The following is a 16,495-nucleotide window of genomic DNA, read 5'->3' as shown; positions in this document are numbered from 1 at the left end:
CAGTGCGGCGGGAATGCGGATCGACCCGCCGGTATCGGTGCCGATGGACACCCGGCACAGCCCGCCCGCTACGGCGGAGCCCGACCCACCACTCGACCCGCCCGGCACATGGGCGGTGTTCCACGGGTTGCGGCAGGAACCATGGTGTTCGTTCTGGTTGGTCGAGCCCAGGCAGAACTCACTGAGGTTGTTGCGTCCGATGAGCACGGCGCCGGCCGCCTTCAACCGCCGGACCACCGTGGCGTCCTGTCGCCCCTCGGCGGCGAAGCGGACCGAACCGTAGCTGGTGGTTTCACCGGCCAGTTCGAAACAGTCCTTGATGGTGACCGTCACGCCGTCGAGCAGTCCCGGCCATTCGCCGGCCGCCCGCTCCTGGTCGAGCGCGCGGGCGCGGCCGAGCGCCGCGTCGCCTGTGACGGTCAGGACGGCGTTCAGTGTCGGGTTCCGCCTGGCAATGGCGTCCAGGCAGGCGCGGGTTTCGCTTTCGCAGGAACCGGGCAAGCCGGTGGCGGTCCCGGCCGGAATGGTCGTGGTGGACATGCGCTGCTGCTTTCGGTTGGCGAGGGGGGGCTAAAGCCCTCTCCCGTCCCGGGAGACGGAGGGAGCCCGCGGAGCGGGGAGGGTAAGGGGCTGGCGGGTGTGACGAAACCCATGTGCCGAGAGCCGCTCACCCTTCCCATGCTCCGCATGCTCCCTCTCCCGGGGTGGGAGAAGGAGCATGCGGTTGCCCGCGCTCAGGCCGCCTTGGCCATGCCGATGTGGGCGATGACGGCCTGGAGCGACGTCACGTCGGCGTATTTCTGCCGCATGTCGAACAGGTTGGCGCGGTGCGGCTCCTCGGCGCGGTCGCCGACGCACTCCTCGACGATGATCGGCCGCAGCCCGTGGGCGGAGGCGTCGATCACGCTGGCCCGCACGCAGCCCGACGTGGTGCAGCCGGTCACCAGCAGCGTATCGACGCCGTTGGCGCGCAGCCAGGTCGACAGGCCGGTGCCGAAGAAGGCCGAGGCATGCTGCTTGCGGGCGATGTATTCGCCCTCCCGCGGCGTCACCGCCGGGGCGAACGCGGTGTCCGGTGCGTCCTCGGTCAGCTTCAGCAGGTTGGGGATCTTCTCGCCGAAGGGGCCGATGCCGCCGACCGCGTCCGGCGCGATGAAGCAGGCGTGGGCGATCGGCATCCCCAAGGCGCGGGCGTGCTCCAACAGTTCGGCGGTCGCCGTGATCGCGTCGTTGATGTTGAAGCCGCCGAAGGCGTCCTCACGGGTGAAGCCGAGTTGGAAGTCGATGACCAGCAGCGCCGTCTTGCGGCCGAAGCCGAGCGGTTGGCCGAGTCCCTGGCGTTCGTAGATGGAAAGGTCGCTCATGTCGGGTGATGTCCTTTTCCGGTGGGAGCGCCGGATGACAAGCGCAGAAAAAGCATACAGTCAGTTTAATATGCATTCAAAGTCCATAGTTTCGCCATTTGAGCGGTGCAGATGCCCACGGAGCACGCAATTTTCCATATCGCGGTATGTACGAATGTTCTTTGAACTAACAAAATAACTCACTGATAAATAAGAATTCATGGAATTCCTGAGCGCTTTTGTCAGGGATGGTACGGTTTCTGCTATTCCCCTTGTCGCATCGGCATAGCGCAGATTGTGTGCATTCTTGCGAGGCCATCTGCAGCCACCGCCCAACCAATTCCAGACGACACAGGAGCAGGCCATGGTCGGGACCCATCGACAGGAGCGGAACGGAGTGAATCGCCGGCAGTTCGGCACTCTGCTGGCAGCCGGTGCGCTGGTGGCGGGCAGCGGATGGCCGCTCGACGCCGTCGCCGCCCCTCCGGTGCTGCGTGTGCGCATCGGCAGCGACATCGGCAACCTCGACCCCGCCCGCATCTTCCAGATCGAGAACCAGACGGTCGCCACCCAGATCTACAACGGGCTGGTCAAGTACGACGAGGCGAGCAACGCCCTGGTTCCCGACCTTGCCACTTCCTGGGAGATCTCGCCCGATGGCACCGTCTACAGCTTCGCGCTGCGCAGTGGCGTCGTCTGGCACAAGAACTACGGACCCTTCACCTCCGACGACGTGAAGTTCTCCTTCGAGCGGGTGCTCGACCCGCAGACCGGCAGCAGCTACGCCGGCCAGCTCGCCTCCATCAAGTCGGTCGAGACGCCGGCACCAGACCGCGTGGTCATCACCCTGAAGGAGCCGAACTCGGGCTTCCTGCACAAGGTGTCGGCCTTCAACCAGGGCTGGATCCTCAGCCGCAAGGCGCTGGGCGAGATTGGCGAGAAGGCCTACGCGCTGAACCCGGTCGGCACCGGCCCCTTCGTCTTCCAGGTCTGGACCCCGGGCCGCGAGGTCAGGCTGTCCGCCAACAAGGAGTATTTCGCCGGCGCGCCGAAGGTGGAGGAGTTGCTGTTCCGCGTCATCAAGGACGAGACGGCGGCGGCCATCGCGCTGGAGAACGGCGAGATCGACATCTTCTTCGGTCTGCAGCAGCCGGAGATCATACAGCGCCTGAAGAGCGGCGGCGTGGTGACGGTGCATGACCGCGACGCCAACCACACCATCAACCTGATCCTCAACACCAGCATCAAGCCGCTGAACGACCTGCGAGTCCGCCAGGCCATCAGCCACGCCATCAACCGCAAGGCGCTGATCGACGGCTTCTTCAAGGGCACCAAGACCGAATCGGACGGCTTCCTGACCTCCTCCTTCCAGGAGTTCACCAACACGGTGCCGGCCTACCCCTACGACCCGCAGAAGGCCAAGGCGCTGCTGAAGGAGGCCGGCGTCGGACCCTTCACGCTCGATCTGGTGGCACCGGGCGCCAACCCCTACGACAAGATCGTCGTGCCGATCGCCAGCGACCTCGCCGCCGTTGGCATCGACGCCAAGATCAAGGTGCTGGAGCGCGGTGCCTATCTCCAGGCGCGCAACAAGGGAACCGTCCCCACCTGCATCACCGGCGTGGTCGGCGCTCCCGATCCCGACAGCCCCATCCTGTCGATGTTCGCCAAGTCGTCCTTCCCGCCGGGCCTCAACACCTCGCATTACGAGGGCGTCGAGGATCTGATCGCCGCCGCCCGCAAGGCCCAGGGGGACGCCGCCCGCAAGGAGGTCTACGGGAAGATCCAGGCCAAGGTGATGGGCGACGCCCCCATCGTGCCGCTCTATGCCGACCGTCTCTACATCGCCCACACCAAGGCGGTGACCGGCTTCGTCCAGAACTCGCTCTTCACCATGAGCGCCTATCCCGTCGTGCTGGCCGGGTGACGCCATGGATCGCCTCCTCCGTCAACTGACGCAGCTCGCGATCACGGTGTTCGGCATCGTGACCGTGACCTTCTTCCTCGTCCGCATGATTCCGGGCGATCCCGCGCAATACATGCTGGGCGATTACGCGACCGAGGAGGCGCTGGCGACACTGCGCGCCCAACTCGGCCTCGACCGCCCGGTGATCGTGCAGTACGGGCTTTACGCCCTGCGCGCCCTGACCGGGGATTTCGGCGCCTCGGTCGTGACCGGGCGGCCGGCGCTGGAGGAAATCCTTCTCAGCCTGCCCGATTCCGCCGTGCTGGCCTTCGCCGGCCTGGCCATCGCGGTGGTGATCGGCATTCCGCTCGGCATCGTCACGGCGGAACGGCAGGGTTCGTGGAGCGACCTGCTCATCATGGTCGTCGCCCTGTTCGGCATTTCCTTTCCGGTCTTCTGGCTCGGCCTCGCCTCGGTCCTGCTGTTCTCGCAGGAGCTGAAATGGTTCCCGGCGCTGGGCGCCAGCTCGGGCGGGGGCTTCCTCGACCAGATTCACCATCTGGTGCTGCCGGCCGGGGTGCTCGGCATCTCGGTCGCCGCCTACATAACCCGGCTGACCCGCTCGGCGATGCTGGAGGTTCTGGGCCAGGACTATGTCCGGGTGGCCCGCGCGATGGGCGTGCCGCAGCGCCGGGTGGTCTGGCGGCTGGCGCTGAAGAACGCGCTCGTCCCGATCCTCGCCATCGTCGGCGTCACCTTCGCCTGGTCGTTGGGCAGCGCCATCCTGATCGAGGTGGTGTTCAGCCGTCCCGGCATCGGCTCGATGATCCTCAAGGCGGTTTCGGCCCGTGACTACCAGCTCGTCCAGGCGGGCGTGCTGGTGCTGGCCGTGGCCGTCGTCCTCGTCAACAGCCTGCTCGACCTCGCCTACGGGCTGGTCGATCCGCGCCTGTCCACACGGTGAGACCGATCATGTCCGCAACCGCAGCCGTGTCCGCCCCGCCCAGGCGGTCCTCCCTGATGCGCTACTTCCGCCATCCGGGATTCCTGATCGGTACGATCCTGCTGGCGGCGATGCTGGTCATCGCCGTCGCCGCCCCCTGGATCGCGCCCTGGTCGCCGCTCGACACCGACCTTGCCAATACGCTGGCGGCCCCCTCGGGCCAGCATCTTCTCGGCACCGACCAGTATGGCCGCGACGTGCTGTCCCGGCTGATCTGGGGAACCCGCATCTCCTTGCAGGTCGCCGTTGCCGTGATGGCGCTGTCGCTGACGCTGGGCATGGTGATCGGCGCCGTCGCCGGCTTCTTCGGCGGCTGGGTCGAGCGGATCACCGTCTCGATCATCGACATCCTGCTGGCCTTCCCCGGCTTCCTGCTGGCTCTGGCGCTGGTGGCCGCGCGCGGCTCCTCGCTGGAATCGGTGATCGTCGCCGTGGCGCTGGCCTATACCCCGCGCGTCGCCGCCGTCATGCGCGCGGTGGTGCTGACCATCAAGCCGCGCACCTACGTCGAGGCGTCCCGCGCCATCGGCATGGGGAATCTGCGGCTGCTGTTCCTGCATGTCGTGCCCAACAGCCTGCCCCCGGTGATCGTCGTGGCGACCATCGGCGCCGCCACCGCCATCCTGGCAGAGGCGGGGTTGAGCTTCCTTGGCCTGGGCGTGCAGCCGCCGGCGCCGACCTGGGGCAACGTGATCGCCGACGGTCAGAGCTTCCTGGCGTCGAACCCGATGATCTCGCTGTCGGCGGGGCTGTGCATAGCCCTGATGGTGGTTGCCCTCAACCTGCTGGGTGATGGGCTGCGCGACACGCTCGATCCGCAGATGCGCCGCTCGTCCGGCAAGCTGCTGTGAGGACTCCGACCATGGCAAACCCAAACCCGCACCCCGGCCTGTCCGTTGCCCCGCCGCCGCCGGTGGCCCCCGTTCCGGTCCCGCGACCGGTGGCGCTGGAGTTGCGCGACCTGACGACCGTCTTTCCCGGCGATGACGGTCCCATCACCGTCATCGACGGCATCTCGCTGGCCGTGCGGGCCGGCGGCACGCTGGCGGTGGTCGGCGAATCCGGCTCGGGCAAGTCGATGACCTTCCTGTCGGCGCTCGGCCTCGTCGCCAGCCCCGGCCGGGTCCAGCGCGGCGAGGTGCGCATCGGCGGCGCCGATGTCCTGGGCCAGACGCCCGAGCAGCTGCGCCGCCTGCGCGGCGCGGTTGTGTCGATGATCTTCCAGGATCCGCTGACCGCGCTGAACCCGGTCTTCACCATCGGGGAACAGATCGTCGAAGTGTTGCGCGCGCACGGCCATTTCAGCCGCGCCGCCGCCCGCACCCGCGCCGTCGAACTGCTGGCCCGCGTGCAGATCCCGGACCCGGCGCGGCGCATCGACGACTATCCGCACCAGCTTTCCGGCGGCCAGCGTCAGCGCGTGCTGATCGCCATGGCCATCGCCCTGTCCCCCAAGGTGCTGATCGCCGACGAGCCGACCACCGCGCTCGACGTGACGGTGCAGGCCCAAATTCTCGACCTGTTGGCCGAGCTTCAGGCCGACACAGGCATGGCGCTCGTTCTCATCACCCACGATCTCGGCCTCGTCGCCCGCTACGCCGACGATGTCGCGGTGATGTATGCAGGCCGGCTGGTCGAGGTCGGTTCCATCGAAGAGGTGTTCTCCGACCCCCGCCATCCCTACACCCGCGCGCTGTTCCGCAGCATTCCGCGCCTCGACGGACCGGTGGACGAGGAGTTACCGGCCATCGAGGGCCAGCCTCCCAACGTCGCCCGCCTGCCGCCCGGCTGCGCGTTCGAACCGCGCTGCACGCTGGGCCGCGGCCGGGCCGACTGCTGCACCAAGCGCCCGCTGCCGCTGGCCGGCGACCGCAGCGGCCACCGCAGCGCCTGTTTCCATGCCGACCGGCTCGATCAGATGGAGGCTGCCCAATGAGCCAGACCCAGAGCCGATTCCAGACAGCATCGGGGGCCGCCGACGGGCAGCCGCCGGCCCTGGAACTGGTCGACGCCTCGCGCGTCTTCACCCGGCGCGGCGGCCTCTTCCGCAAGGCGGGCACCCCGGTGCGCGCGGTGGACGGGGTGTCGCTGGCGATCCATCCCGGCGAGACGCTGGGACTGGTCGGCGAGAGCGGCAGCGGCAAGAGCACGCTGGGCCGCCTTGCCCTGCGACTGGTGGATCCCAGCAGCGGCCGTCTGCTGGTGGACGGCCGCGACGTGACCGAGGTGCCGAAGGCTGCGATGCAGGCGATGCGCCGCGACATCCAGATGGTGTTTCAGGATCCCTACGGCTCGCTCGATCCCCGTGTCACCATTGGCCAGAGCATCGCCGAGCCGTTGAAGGTCCACGGCCTGTGGGATCCAAAGGGGGGGCCGCACAAGGTGGCCGGGGTGATGAGCCTCGTTGGGCTCGACCCGTCGCACGCCGACCGCTACCCGCACCAGTTCTCCGGCGGCCAGCGCCAGCGCATCGGCATCGCCCGCGCCCTGACGCTCGATCCCAAGATCCTGGTGCTCGACGAGCCGGTGTCGGCGCTCGACGTGTCGATCCAGGCCCAGATCATCAACCTGCTCCAGCGCATCCAGCGCGAGCGCGGGCTTTCCTACCTGTTCATCGCGCATGATCTCGCGGTGGTCCGCCACGTCAGCCACCGCATCGCCGTGATGTATCTCGGCACGGTGGTAGAGCTGGCCGCGCGCGACACGCTCTACCGCCGGCCGCTGCATCCCTACACCGTTTCCCTGCTGTCGGCAGTGCCGATTGCCGATCTCCGCATGCGCAAGCGACGCCGCACCTCGGTGACGATGGGGGAGATCGGCTCGGCCACCAACGTGCCGTCGGGCTGCCGTTTCCATCCCCGCTGCTACCGCGCCCGGCTGGTGGCGGCCGGCGGCGACGTGCCGACCGAGCGCAGCGGCGATGCCCTGCTGCCGCGCGCCTGCCTGATGGAACAGCCGGCGCTGCGCCCCTGCGGCGACCAGACCGGCACGGGCGCCGGCGATCAGGTCGCCTGCCATTTCCCCGAAACCCCGGAAACCCGATCCGAGGTGGCGGCGGCCGTCCTTCAGGACATCGGCTATCCGCCCATCCGCCCGATCTCCCCGCAATCCGTCTGAAGGCGAAATCCCATGTTCAGTGTCACCGACGAACTCAAGGACAATTATTCCGGCGTCTTCCAGAACCGAATCGGCTTCGGCCGGAAGGCCGCCGTGCTGTCGATCGACTTCATCGATTTCTACACCCAGCCCGGCGCACCGTTCTTCGGGCAGGGCGTGGTGGACGCGGTCGAGGCGAGCGTCCCGCTTTATGCGGCCGCCCGCCGGGCCGGGCTGCCGGTGATCTATACCAAGGTCGTCTATGACGAGGCGGGCAGCGAGGGCGGCATGTTCGTGAAGAAGGTGCCGGCCCTGCGGGCCTTCACCGCCGACAACCCGCTGGCCAATTTCGACGCCCGCGTCACGCCCGAAGCGGGGGACATCGTGCTGGTGAAGCATCACTCCTCGGCCTTCTTCGGCACGCCGCTCAGCACCATGCTGCGCGTGCTGGAATGCGACACGGTGATCGTCACCGGTTGCTCGACCAGCGGGTGCGTCCGCGCAACGGCGGTGGACGGGGTATCGCACGGCTTCCGTGTCATCGTTCCGGCGGAATGCGTCGGCGACCGCCATCCGGCTCCGCACGAGGCCGCGCTGTTCGACATGAACGCCAAATACGGCGACGTGCTGCCGGTGGCGGACGTCATGGCCCATGTCAGCGCCCATGTCAGCGCCCATGCCAGCGCCCAGACCGGCGCTCATGCCGGGACCCGGGCGGTGGGCCAGCCGGCCTGATCGGCCGGCTCTGTCAAGGTTCCCCGAAGGGTGGGGCAACCGCATCGGGCGGGACCGTTCATGGTCCGCACCTGCGATGCCCCAACCCGAAGGGAACGGCTGTTCCCCAAACACCCTCAAGGAGCGGTGGCCCGCCACCCGACAGATCGTCCATCATGAGTTCCCTGCCCATTCCTCTCCAGTGGTGCCTGCTGGTGGCGGCCACCCTCCTGTTCACCGGCCTGTTCACCGTGGCGACCGTGCCGGGGGCGGTGCTGCTCGGCCCGATGTTCGCCGCCGTGATCCTCGGGGTGCGCGGTTCGACCATCGAACTGCCCAAGCGGTCCCTGTGGCTCGCCCAGGCGCTGACCGGCGGGGTGGTGGCGCGCTCGCTCGACGCGTCGATCCTCCATGACGTGGCCCTGCACTGGTTCCCGATGTTGGTGGCTCTGACGAGCATGATGGCCGGGGCCGTTCTGGTCGGCTGGCTGCTGGAACGCTCGGGCCGGCTGCCGGCCGGCACCGCCCTGTGGGGTACCATGCCGGGTGCCGCCCCGGCGATGATCGCCATGGCCGGCGATTTCGGCGGCGACCCCCGTTTCGTCGCGGTGATGCAGTATCTCCGGGTCATCGTCGTCGTCGTCCTTGCGTCGCTGGCCTGCCATTTCCTGCTGGGTGTTCCGGCCGGTGCCCCCCTTGCCGGCGCCACCGCGGCTGCCGCCGTGTCGATGGCAACGCCGCTTTCCACCCTGACGCTGGTGGGGGTGGCGCTTCTCGGCGGCTGGCTCGGCACCGTGCTGCGGCTGCCGGCGGGGCCGCTGCTGGGGCCGATCCTGCTCGGCGGCGTGCTCGGCATGTCCGGTCTGGTGACGCTCGACGCGCCAAGCTGGCTGATCGCCGTCGCCTTCGCCATCATCGGCTGGACCACCGGTCTGCGTTTTCGCCGCGACCTGCTGCGCGACCTCGTGAGTTCGATCCCGGCCATGCTGCTGTCCACCCTCGGCCTTGTGCTCCTGTCGGTCGGGTCGGCCTGGATGCTCAGCAGGCTGACCGGGAAGGATCCGCTGACCGCCTATCTCGCCACCAGTCCCGGCGGGCTGGATTCCGTCACCGTGGTGGCGCTGGGCAGCGCGGCCGACGTGCCTTTCATCCTGACCCTGCAGACGCTGCGATTGTTTGGAACGATCCTGCTCAGCGTTCTGCTTGTGCGGGTTCTGCGCCGCAGCTAGAAACCCTGCGCCAGTTCCATCAACATTGCCCCGCGCGCTGGCCGTCCCATGCTGGAGGATGTCCATGTCCGAGTTTCCCGAAGGCAAGACGGCCGAGCCCTACCGCTCCGAGCAGGTGGGGTCGATCATGATCGCGCTGCGGAACCAGGTCCTCGAAGGCCGTTTGCCCCCCGGCACCAAGCTCCGCGAGACGGAGCTTGCCGCTCAGTTCGGCGTGTCCCGCACCCCGATCCGCGAGGCGCTGGTAGCGGCCGAGCGGGAAGGGTTGGTCACCTACGAAACCAACCGTGGCTACACGGTGCGCCAGTTCACCCTGCGCGACCTGTTGGAAAGCTATGAGATGCGCGGCCTGCTGGAGGGGCATGGCTGCCGGATCGTCGCCGAGCGCGGTCTGCCGGCGGATGTGGAGCGGACCTTGCGGGCGGGACTGGACCGTGCCGAGGCGCTGGTGAGCGGGGAGGGGCTGTTGGAGGGGGAGGGGTTGGCTCAATGGCGCCAGCTCAACCAGAGATTCCACAACGGACTGATGGCACAGGTTTCCAGCGGGCTGTTCAGCCGGATGTTCCAGCTCGTCTACCGCGTTCCCAAGATCGACGACGTGCTGGAGATGGAGCGGGACTGCGCCACCCTGCGCCGCTACAACGACGAGCACCGCCGCATCCTGGACGCCGTCGTCCGCCGGCAGGGCAGTCGCGTGGAGTTCCTGGTTCGCGAGCATCTCCAGGGGCCTAGCGATCTGATCAGCCGCCGGATGGAGGAAAACGAAGGATGATCGCGTGCCGGCCAGATGCGCACCGCCATGCCGGTCGGTTCGGAAATGGCGACCAGCCCGCCGATGCCGAGGCGCGCGTCCTTCTGCACCAGTTCATGGCTGGCGCGGCTGAAGGTAGGGACGAAGCCACCGCGCCGGTCGGTGCCGGTGCGAACCAGCCAGCCGATCAGCTTGTCCAGCGCGTTGTGCCGTCCTGCGGTTCGAGGCTACGAGTTGCTCCGCCTGGGCGATCTCGACGCCGTGATGGGCTTGTTACTTTATAGCCTGCCAATCATAGCTCTTCATATAATCCAGAAATGCGCGCATGGCTGCGCTCGGCAGGCGGCGACTGGGGTAGTACAGGAACCAGTGCGGCAAATTTGGGCTCCAATCGGCAAGGAGTTCCACCAGCCGACCATTCAGAATAAGGGGTTTGGCATAGTCATCGAAGACATGCGCGATTCCTCTGCCGGCCAGCGCCGCTTGCAGTTCGTTGTGCGCCGCGCTCACCGTCAGGCGGCCTGTGGGTGAGATTTCTATCTCGTCGTCGCCATCGACAAACCGCCATGTAACCAGGGAGCCACCGGGAAATCTGCGCTTGATACAGTCATGATTTACGAGATCTTGCGGGATCTGCGGCCGGCCATGCCTTTTTATGTAATCCGGTGAAGCGACAATCGCATATCGAAGCGTAGGGCCAAACGGGAGTGCGATCATGTCCTGCGCCAACTGCTTGCCGAACCTGACGCCGGCATCGAACCCCTGCTCGACGATATCGATGACAGCCGCGTCGCTGACGATCTCGATCTTAACTTCGGGATAAGCATCCATGAAGTCGAAGGCCAGCGGGCCGAGAAGATGATCGACGGCGGGGCCCGGCGCGTTGAACCGCAAAGTGCCGGATGGGCTGTCCCTCAACTCGTCGACCTCTGCGATGGCGAGCCTGATATCACTCAACGCCGGGGCCAAACGATCGAGGAGGCGTTGTCCTGCTTCCGTCGGAGCCACGCTTCTCGTTGTTCGATTGAGGAGCCGAATGCCGAGAGCCTCTTCCAAGGCGTTCATCGTTTGGCTCAAAGCCGATGAGGACACGCCTCGTTCGAGCGCGGCAGCACGGAAACCGCCGCAGCGGACGATGGAAACGAACACATCGAGGTTGTCCAGCCGAACCGGATTCATTGGGAAGCATCTCTAATCAAGCTGATTATAACTGCATAGCTTATCGGATCAATTCTCCCATGTCATGGTTGGCACCAAGCTGGCTGTCGCGCTCCCCCGCTTCCTTTCAGCGGTCATGTTCTGCCCGGTACATCCGCCCGGTAAATCCGAATGAAGCGCGAGTGCGTCCAACTGAAAAGGGAAGACAGATGAATGCCTTCACTCTCAATAGACGCACCATCATGGTGTCCGCCGTCGCAAGCGCATCGAGCATGCTCGTCCCGGCTTCGGGCGGCTTCGGCAGCGCGACGGCCCGGGCCGCATCCTCGCCGAGCGGCAACGCCGGCCACTACCGTTTGCGTGTCGGTGAGATCAGTGCGACCGTCTTGAGCGACGGCGTAATCGGCGGCCCACCTCGCATCTATGCGAGCGACGCGCCCGAGGCGGAGCTTCAGGCGGTGCTGCGGCGGGCATTCCTTCCGACCGACCATTTGACCCTCAACCTCAACACGCTGCTGATCGAAACCGGTGGGCGGCGGATTCTCATCGAGGCCGGCGCCGGCAGGACAATGGGTCCGAACGGCGGCCGCATCTTTGAAAATCTGGCGGCGATCGGCCTCGGTCCCGCTGACATCGACGTGGTCGTCGTCTCCCACACCCACCCCGATCATGTCGGCAACCTGAGAACCGCGGACGGCGGCAAGGCCTTCCCCCGCGCCACGGTCTTCGTTCCGAAGGCGGACTGGGATTTCTTCGTCCGCACCGATCCGGATCTCTCCTACATGCCGGTTCCGGAGGATTTCCGTGTGCGCTTCGCGGCGGCCATCAAGAGCAGCCTCGAGCCGGTCAAGACCGATATCGAGTTCTATGAAGCCGGCGCCGAGATCGTGCCCGGCCTCACGACGATCGTCGCATCCGGCCACACCCCGGGCATGGCGACGTTTCTTGTCCATTCGGGGAACGACCAACTGCTGCTGACGGCCGACCTTGCCTATCACCCGGTCGTCAACGTGGATGAGCCCTGGGTTCCGGGACCGGACCGCGACAAGGGGACGGCCTTGGCCTCCCGCCGGCGCATCTTCGATCGGGCGGCGGCCGATCGCATTCCCGTGCTCGGTTTCCATTTTCCGTTCCCGGGCCTCGGCCGGATGCTGAAGACCGATGGCGCCTATATCTGGGTGCCTGCCGACTGGCAGTTCTGACGCCGGGGAAAGAGGAGGGATTTCATGGACCAGTCAAAGATCGACAGGCGCGGTTTCATCGGCACGATGGGGGCGGTGGCAACAGGGCTTGCCCTGGCCAACCAAGCCACGGCTCAGGTCCAGGATACGAAGGCGGGGTTGTCGGCTTCGGGATCGAATCCGGATGTACTGACGCGCGCCTTGCCGCGCACCGTCCAGGCGATGACCTGCCCGCTTCCCGACGACCGCATGCGTGTCCGCATGGTCGCGCATATGGAGAGGATCCCCGGCTTCGGAACAATCGGCTCCATGCCTTGGTACCCCGGCAATGAGATGATGTATTCCGGTCTGATCCGGGAGGCCCAGGCCAACGCCGCGCAATCGGGAACTCCAGGCGGACGCCATCGGCGGCGACACGGTGTGGGCAAGCAACGTCGCCGCCTACAACGGCATGTCCTAACCGATCCGCCGTCTGCTGGAGCCGTTGAAGGCCCTGCACGACTTCACCCGCTCCGTTCCGGAATTGCGGCACAACGGCGATCCGGAGACCCATGCGCGTTGGAAAGCGGCGCGGGACAAGCACCCTGCGGTCGTCCATCCCGGCCTTCGCACCCATCCGGTCAGCGGTGCCAAGGCCCTGTTCGTGAATGAGACCTTCACCGCGCGCATCGTCGGGCTCAGCGACCGGGAGCGGGCGGCGATTCTGGACTTCCTGTACGACCATATCAGCCGACCGGAATACACGGTGCGCTGGCACTGGAAACCCGACGATCTGGTGCTGTGGGACAGCAGATCGACCCGGCATTACGCGGTGAACGACTATTCGCCGCACCGGCGCATTATGCACCGCGCCACTGTTTTGGGTGACCGGCCCTATTGAGTAGGGAAGCGGGGTGTCAATCCTGCCGCACCCAGGATCGGGTCATCGTTCGGTAAAGGCCAAATCCCGCCCCCGCAACCACCGACACTTGACAGCCCGCCTCCAACGAGGCGGGCTGTCGGCGTTTCGGGTCCACCCCGGCGCACGCCTCCAGGATCGCCAGCAGGTCGCCAGGACTCTGCGCCTCCACCTCCAGCTCCACCTCCAGCGGGTTGGCGGGGGCCGGCTTCGGCCCGCGCTTGAGCGGTTTGAACGCCTTGAAGGCGCCGGCATCGCGCTGTCGGCGCCAATCGGTCAGGGTCGATCAATAAAGACCTTCCCGCCGCAAAATCGCGGCGATCCCGCCGGTATCCGCCGCCCGATCCGTCTTGGCCAGGATCCGAAGCTTCTCACCGGCGTCAGGAGCCACTTCCGATGCAGGGGCTGGCAGGGGCGTCTTGTTGGGCATGACCATGAAATCAGTTTCTTACGCCCTCAAGCCTAAACTTCCGGGGGGCCGATGTCTCACCGTCATTGGCACGGAAAGCGGAGCCCGTGACCCGAGCCAACCGGCTTGGTCGCGCATGAGCACCGCCTGGACCTATGCCCGCACCGGGACGATGGGCGCGTCCAGCCCGAACAGATGGGCGGCGAGCGCCTCCGGCAGGGCGGCGGGGTCGGCGAGATGTCGCACCCCTTCGACCGTTGCGGCGCCGGCCAACCCGAAGACGGTCTTGCCCAGGCGCAGGCCCAGCGCCACCTCCGACAGGGTGCCATAGCTGTCGCCGACCGCGATCATACAGTGGCTGGCTTGGGCGATCAGCGCATTGCGCGCCTCGCCGATGCCGGACGCCAGCACGATGCCGGCATAGGGGTTGGCGGTGGCGGGATCGGCGCCCGGCAGCAGGGCGATGCTCAGGCCGTCCGCCTCCGCCGCGCCACGGCAGGCCGCCTCCATCACCCCCTGGCGACCGCCGCACAACAGAGTCAGGCCACAGCGTGCGAGGATGGCGCCGGTGGCGCGGGCAGCGCCCAGGGCGGCATCGGTCGCCTCGTTTGGGCCGATCACCCCGACCGGCGCCCGCAGGGGATGGCCGCCCCGGGTCTGGAGCCAGTGCAACGCCTCTTCCGGTCCGAGCGCCTGCGTCCCGGCGGGCTGGGGTGCGGCGCTCCAGCTCCGGGTGGCGGGATCGAAGAGACGGCCGGCGTGGTGCAGGCGGTTGGTGTCGCGGTCAAGTTCGAACATGGTGATCGGCCTCGGAACGGGCGGCGGCGATCTCCGCCACCGCCATCAGGAAGGAACAGACGGCCAGCAGCAGCACCGACAGCGCGGCGGCCAGCGGAAAATCGGCGCCGGCATCGGCGATCAGGCTGTAGAGCCGCAGGGGAAGGATGTTGATCTGGGTACCGACCAGCGCCAGCGCCGTGCCATAGGCGCCGAAGGCGACGGCCGTCACCAGGGCGAAGGAGGCGAGCACGGTGGGCGCCACCTGCGGGGCGAGGATGTCGATCAGGGCGCGCAGCCGGCTGGCCCCCATCGATTCCGCCGCCTCGGTCTGGCGATGGTCGAAATTGGCGAAGACCGGCAGCAGGGTCAGGATCACGCGCGGCGTCAGGAAATAGCTGTAGGCCAGAACCAGCCCCGGCCGGTCATAGAGGAAGGCGGCGATCGCCGCCGGATCGGCGCCCAGCTCCGCCAGCAGCAGCGTGGCGAAGCCGGCGCGGCCGAGCAGCAGGATGAAGCCGTAGGCGACGATCAGGCCGGAAAAGGTCAGCGGCAGGGCGATGACCACCTGAAGCAGGGCGCGGCGGCCCGGGGGCAGGCGGGCGAGATGCAGGGCGACGGCCACGCCCAGCACCACCGAGGCCAGTCCCGCCTCCAAACCCAGCAGCAGCGAGTTGCCCAGCGCCGCCAGCAGGTCGCCCTGGGCGAAGACGCGCTGGATGGCGTCTCCGGCCAGGGCCTGCCATGCCACGGCGCCCAGCGGCAGCAGGAAGAAGAGAATCAGCAGCGCCAGCCCCGGCACCGCCAGCAGCAGACGGAGAATGGGCGATCCGCTCATGATCCGGACCCTGAGCGAGCGATGCCGGGGCGGGTGGCGGTCATTTGTCGAGAGCCGCCTTGGTCCAGCCGGCATCGACCGCCGCCTTGCGCGCCGCCGCCGCCTTGACGTCGAGGGGACGGACCTGCGGGGCCGGCGGCAGCTTCGCGGCGATGTCGGCCGGCAGGGCGATACCGGGCACCGACGGCCGGACATAGCCCTCGGCGAAGATCGCCTGGCCCTTGGCGCTCATGATGAAGTTCAGCCACAGCTTGCCGGCGTTCGGGTTGGGGGCGTTCTTCACCAGGCTGATGCCATAGGGGGCGGCGGCCGATGCCTCGGCCGGGATGACGACGGAGACGGCGTCGCCCAGCCCGTCGGTGTGCTTGGCCTTCAGCCCGTCGTTCTCGTAGGAGATCCAGATCGGAATCTCGCCCTTGACGAATTTGGCGTAGGGGGTGGTGCCCTCCACCCGCATCACGTTGCCGGATTTGTGCAGGCGGGCGAAATAGTCGAAGCCGGGCTGGAGATTGTCCATGTCGCCGCCATTGCCGAAATTGGCGGCGAAGCCGATCACCTGCCCGATGCCGGTGGAGCGCGGGTCGAGATAGACGACGCTGTTCTTGTATTCGGGCTTCAGCAGGTCGGCCCAGCTCTTCGGCACCTCCTTGACCAGTTTGGTGTTCACGACGAAGGCGACGGTCAGCGAATGGATGGTGAACCATTTGCCGTCGGGGTCACGGAACACCTCGGGCAGCCTGTCGAAATTCACCGGCTTGAAGGGGGCAACGACGTCCTTCGCCATGGCATCGAAGGCCGACGCGGCGAAGTAATAGGCGGTGTCGGCCTGCGGGCGGTTGCGCGCCTTGTCCAGCGCCACCACAGTCGCAGCGGAGCCGAGATCGTTGTAGGTCATCTCGACACCGGGATAGCGCTTCTTGAAGGCGGCGAACTCCGCCGCCCAGTTGGCCCAGGTCGGGCCGGTGTCGAAGGAGACGACCAGCCCCTCCTTCAGGGACTGCTCGTAGAGGGCGCGTTCGCCCTGATAGAGCTCGTCGCCGGCGGTGACCGCCTCGACGGCGGTGGCTTGGGCCAGCGCGGTGCCGGCAGTCGGCAGGGCGGCGGTCATCAGGCCGGCCGCCGACAGGGCGACGGCGGTGATCAGGCGTTTCATCGGGTCAGGCCTTTCCAGGGAGGCCGGCGGACGGGGCCG

General features: G+C 67.3%; 16 protein-coding genes and 2 pseudogenes. 10 read left to right on the top strand and 8 right to left on the bottom strand.

All coding sequences use genetic code 11. The features are described 5' to 3' along the window. On the bottom strand, positions 1-540 hold a 540-nt coding region (locus TSH64_RS14055; RefSeq protein ID WP_146208119.1), incomplete at its 3' end, for an amidase. Between the two features lie 194 nt (positions 541-734). Further along, a complete protein-coding gene (locus TSH64_RS14050) occupies positions 735-1,364 on the bottom strand; it encodes an isochorismatase family protein (protein WP_109445737.1) in 630 nt (209 codons plus the stop codon). 376 nt (positions 1,365-1,740) lie between these two features. On the opposite strand from TSH64_RS14050, the gene TSH64_RS14045 reads away from it, so the two are divergent. The 8 genes from TSH64_RS14045 (at position 1,741) to TSH64_RS14010 (ending at position 10,063) form a co-directional block, all read left to right on the top strand. Next, a complete protein-coding gene (locus TSH64_RS14045) occupies positions 1,741-3,270 on the top strand; it encodes an ABC transporter substrate-binding protein (protein ID WP_247872935.1) in 1,530 nt (509 codons plus the stop codon). 4 nt (positions 3,271-3,274) lie between these two features. Beyond that, positions 3,275-4,213 carry an ABC transporter permease gene (locus TSH64_RS14040; RefSeq protein ID WP_109445733.1) on the top strand — a complete coding sequence of 313 codons (939 nt, stop codon included), beginning with the start codon at positions 3,275-3,277 and terminating at the stop codon, positions 4,211-4,213. Between the two features lie 8 nt (positions 4,214-4,221). Beyond that, a complete protein-coding gene (locus TSH64_RS14035) occupies positions 4,222-5,103 on the top strand; it encodes an ABC transporter permease (protein WP_109445731.1) in 882 nt (293 codons plus the stop codon). A gap of 11 nt (positions 5,104-5,114) precedes the next feature. Then, positions 5,115-6,188, top strand: a complete 1,074-nt coding sequence (locus TSH64_RS14030) for an ABC transporter ATP-binding protein (protein WP_247872934.1) — start codon at positions 5,115-5,117, stop codon at positions 6,186-6,188. Beyond that, the gene (locus TSH64_RS14025) at positions 6,185-7,369 is read left to right on the top strand and encodes an oligopeptide/dipeptide ABC transporter ATP-binding protein (protein ID WP_109445729.1); all 1,185 of its coding nucleotides are present in this window, start codon (positions 6,185-6,187) and stop codon (positions 7,367-7,369) included. The genes TSH64_RS14030 and TSH64_RS14025 overlap by 4 nt, the downstream gene beginning before the upstream one ends. A 12-nt stretch (positions 7,370-7,381) precedes the next feature. Continuing rightward, positions 7,382-8,083: an isochorismatase family protein gene (locus TSH64_RS14020; RefSeq protein WP_109445727.1), complete on the top strand. Its 702-nt coding sequence runs from the start codon at positions 7,382-7,384 to the stop codon at positions 8,081-8,083. A gap of 155 nt (positions 8,084-8,238) precedes the next feature. Then, positions 8,239-9,291, top strand: coding sequence for an AbrB family transcriptional regulator (locus TSH64_RS14015; RefSeq protein WP_109445724.1), 1,053 nt, complete (start codon positions 8,239-8,241; stop codon positions 9,289-9,291). A 64-nt stretch (positions 9,292-9,355) separates the two neighbouring features. Next, the gene (locus tag TSH64_RS14010; protein WP_158285372.1) at positions 9,356-10,063 is read left to right on the top strand and encodes a GntR family transcriptional regulator; all 708 of its coding nucleotides are present in this window, start codon (positions 9,356-9,358) and stop codon (positions 10,061-10,063) included. A gap of 26 nt (positions 10,064-10,089) precedes the next feature. Here the strand turns inward: TSH64_RS14010 and TSH64_RS36650 are convergent. Together TSH64_RS36650 and TSH64_RS14000 are read right to left on the bottom strand one after the other, a co-directional pair. Further along, a pseudogene (locus tag TSH64_RS36650) lies at positions 10,090-10,245 on the bottom strand (formate dehydrogenase accessory sulfurtransferase FdhD); the annotation flags it as partial. 70 nt (positions 10,246-10,315) lie between these two features. Beyond that, positions 10,316-11,221 carry a LysR family transcriptional regulator gene (locus TSH64_RS14000; RefSeq protein ID WP_109445720.1) on the bottom strand — a complete coding sequence of 302 codons (906 nt, stop codon included), beginning with the start codon at positions 11,219-11,221 and terminating at the stop codon, positions 10,316-10,318. A gap of 188 nt (positions 11,222-11,409) precedes the next feature. On the opposite strand from TSH64_RS14000, the gene TSH64_RS13995 reads away from it, so the two are divergent. Further along, positions 11,410-12,402, top strand: coding sequence for an MBL fold metallo-hydrolase (locus TSH64_RS13995; protein ID WP_109445718.1), 993 nt, complete (start codon positions 11,410-11,412; stop codon positions 12,400-12,402). 442 nt (positions 12,403-12,844) lie between these two features. Beyond that, positions 12,845-13,261 (top strand): TauD/TfdA family dioxygenase, encoded by a 417-nt coding sequence (locus TSH64_RS13985; protein WP_348770339.1) that lies wholly within the window; start codon positions 12,845-12,847, stop codon positions 13,259-13,261. 193 nt (positions 13,262-13,454) lie between these two features. On the opposite strand, the pseudogene TSH64_RS13980 reads toward TSH64_RS13985, so the two are convergent. The 4 genes and pseudogenes from TSH64_RS13980 to TSH64_RS13965 form a co-directional block, all read right to left on the bottom strand. Then, positions 13,455-13,715: pseudogene (locus TSH64_RS13980) on the bottom strand (helix-turn-helix domain-containing protein); the annotation flags it as partial. A gap of 126 nt (positions 13,716-13,841) precedes the next feature. Further along, the gene (locus TSH64_RS13975; protein ID WP_109445716.1) at positions 13,842-14,486 is read right to left on the bottom strand and encodes a hypothetical protein; all 645 of its coding nucleotides are present in this window, start codon (positions 14,484-14,486) and stop codon (positions 13,842-13,844) included. Beyond that, complete coding sequence (locus tag TSH64_RS13970; RefSeq protein ID WP_109445714.1) at positions 14,473-15,303, bottom strand: ABC transporter permease subunit; 831 nt, start codon at positions 15,301-15,303, stop codon at positions 14,473-14,475. Before TSH64_RS13970 ends, TSH64_RS13975 begins: the two co-directional genes overlap by 14 nt. A 40-nt stretch (positions 15,304-15,343) precedes the next feature. Next, positions 15,344-16,456 (bottom strand): extracellular solute-binding protein, encoded by a 1,113-nt coding sequence (locus TSH64_RS13965; protein ID WP_247872932.1) that lies wholly within the window; start codon positions 16,454-16,456, stop codon positions 15,344-15,346. Positions 16,457-16,495 lie beyond the last annotated feature (39 nt).

The sequence above is a fragment of the Azospirillum sp. TSH64 genome (genome assembly GCF_003116035.1).
Classification (GTDB): domain Bacteria; phylum Pseudomonadota; class Alphaproteobacteria; order Azospirillales; family Azospirillaceae; genus Azospirillum.
Note: the sequence above shows the minus strand (reverse complement) of the source record. Positions and strands in the feature narration are given on the sequence as shown.

Bases quoted from the DNA above. Each gene is read 5' to 3' on its own strand.
- TSH64_RS14050 (WP_109445737.1), bottom strand. From the start codon at position 1,364: ATGAGCGACCTTTCCATCTACGAACGCCAGGGACTCGGCCAACCGCTC.
- TSH64_RS14040 (WP_109445733.1), top strand. From the start codon at position 3,275: ATGGATCGCCTCCTCCGTCAACTGACGCAGCTCGCGATCACGGTGTTC.
- TSH64_RS14035 (WP_109445731.1), top strand. From the start codon at position 4,222: ATGTCCGCAACCGCAGCCGTGTCCGCCCCGCCCAGGCGGTCCTCCCTG.
- TSH64_RS14030 (WP_247872934.1), top strand. From the start codon at position 5,115: ATGGCAAACCCAAACCCGCACCCCGGCCTGTCCGTTGCCCCGCCGCCG.
- TSH64_RS14025 (WP_109445729.1), top strand. From the start codon at position 6,185: ATGAGCCAGACCCAGAGCCGATTCCAGACAGCATCGGGGGCCGCCGAC.
- TSH64_RS14020 (WP_109445727.1), top strand. From the start codon at position 7,382: ATGTTCAGTGTCACCGACGAACTCAAGGACAATTATTCCGGCGTCTTC.
- TSH64_RS14015 (WP_109445724.1), top strand. From the start codon at position 8,239: ATGAGTTCCCTGCCCATTCCTCTCCAGTGGTGCCTGCTGGTGGCGGCC.
- TSH64_RS14010 (WP_158285372.1), top strand. From the start codon at position 9,356: ATGTCCGAGTTTCCCGAAGGCAAGACGGCCGAGCCCTACCGCTCCGAG.
- TSH64_RS14000 (WP_109445720.1), bottom strand. From the start codon at position 11,221: ATGAATCCGGTTCGGCTGGACAACCTCGATGTGTTCGTTTCCATCGTC.
- TSH64_RS13995 (WP_109445718.1), top strand. From the start codon at position 11,410: ATGAATGCCTTCACTCTCAATAGACGCACCATCATGGTGTCCGCCGTC.
- TSH64_RS13975 (WP_109445716.1), bottom strand. From the start codon at position 14,486: ATGTTCGAACTTGACCGCGACACCAACCGCCTGCACCACGCCGGCCGT.
- TSH64_RS13970 (WP_109445714.1), bottom strand. From the start codon at position 15,303: ATGAGCGGATCGCCCATTCTCCGTCTGCTGCTGGCGGTGCCGGGGCTG.
- TSH64_RS13965 (WP_247872932.1), bottom strand. From the start codon at position 16,456: ATGAAACGCCTGATCACCGCCGTCGCCCTGTCGGCGGCCGGCCTGATG.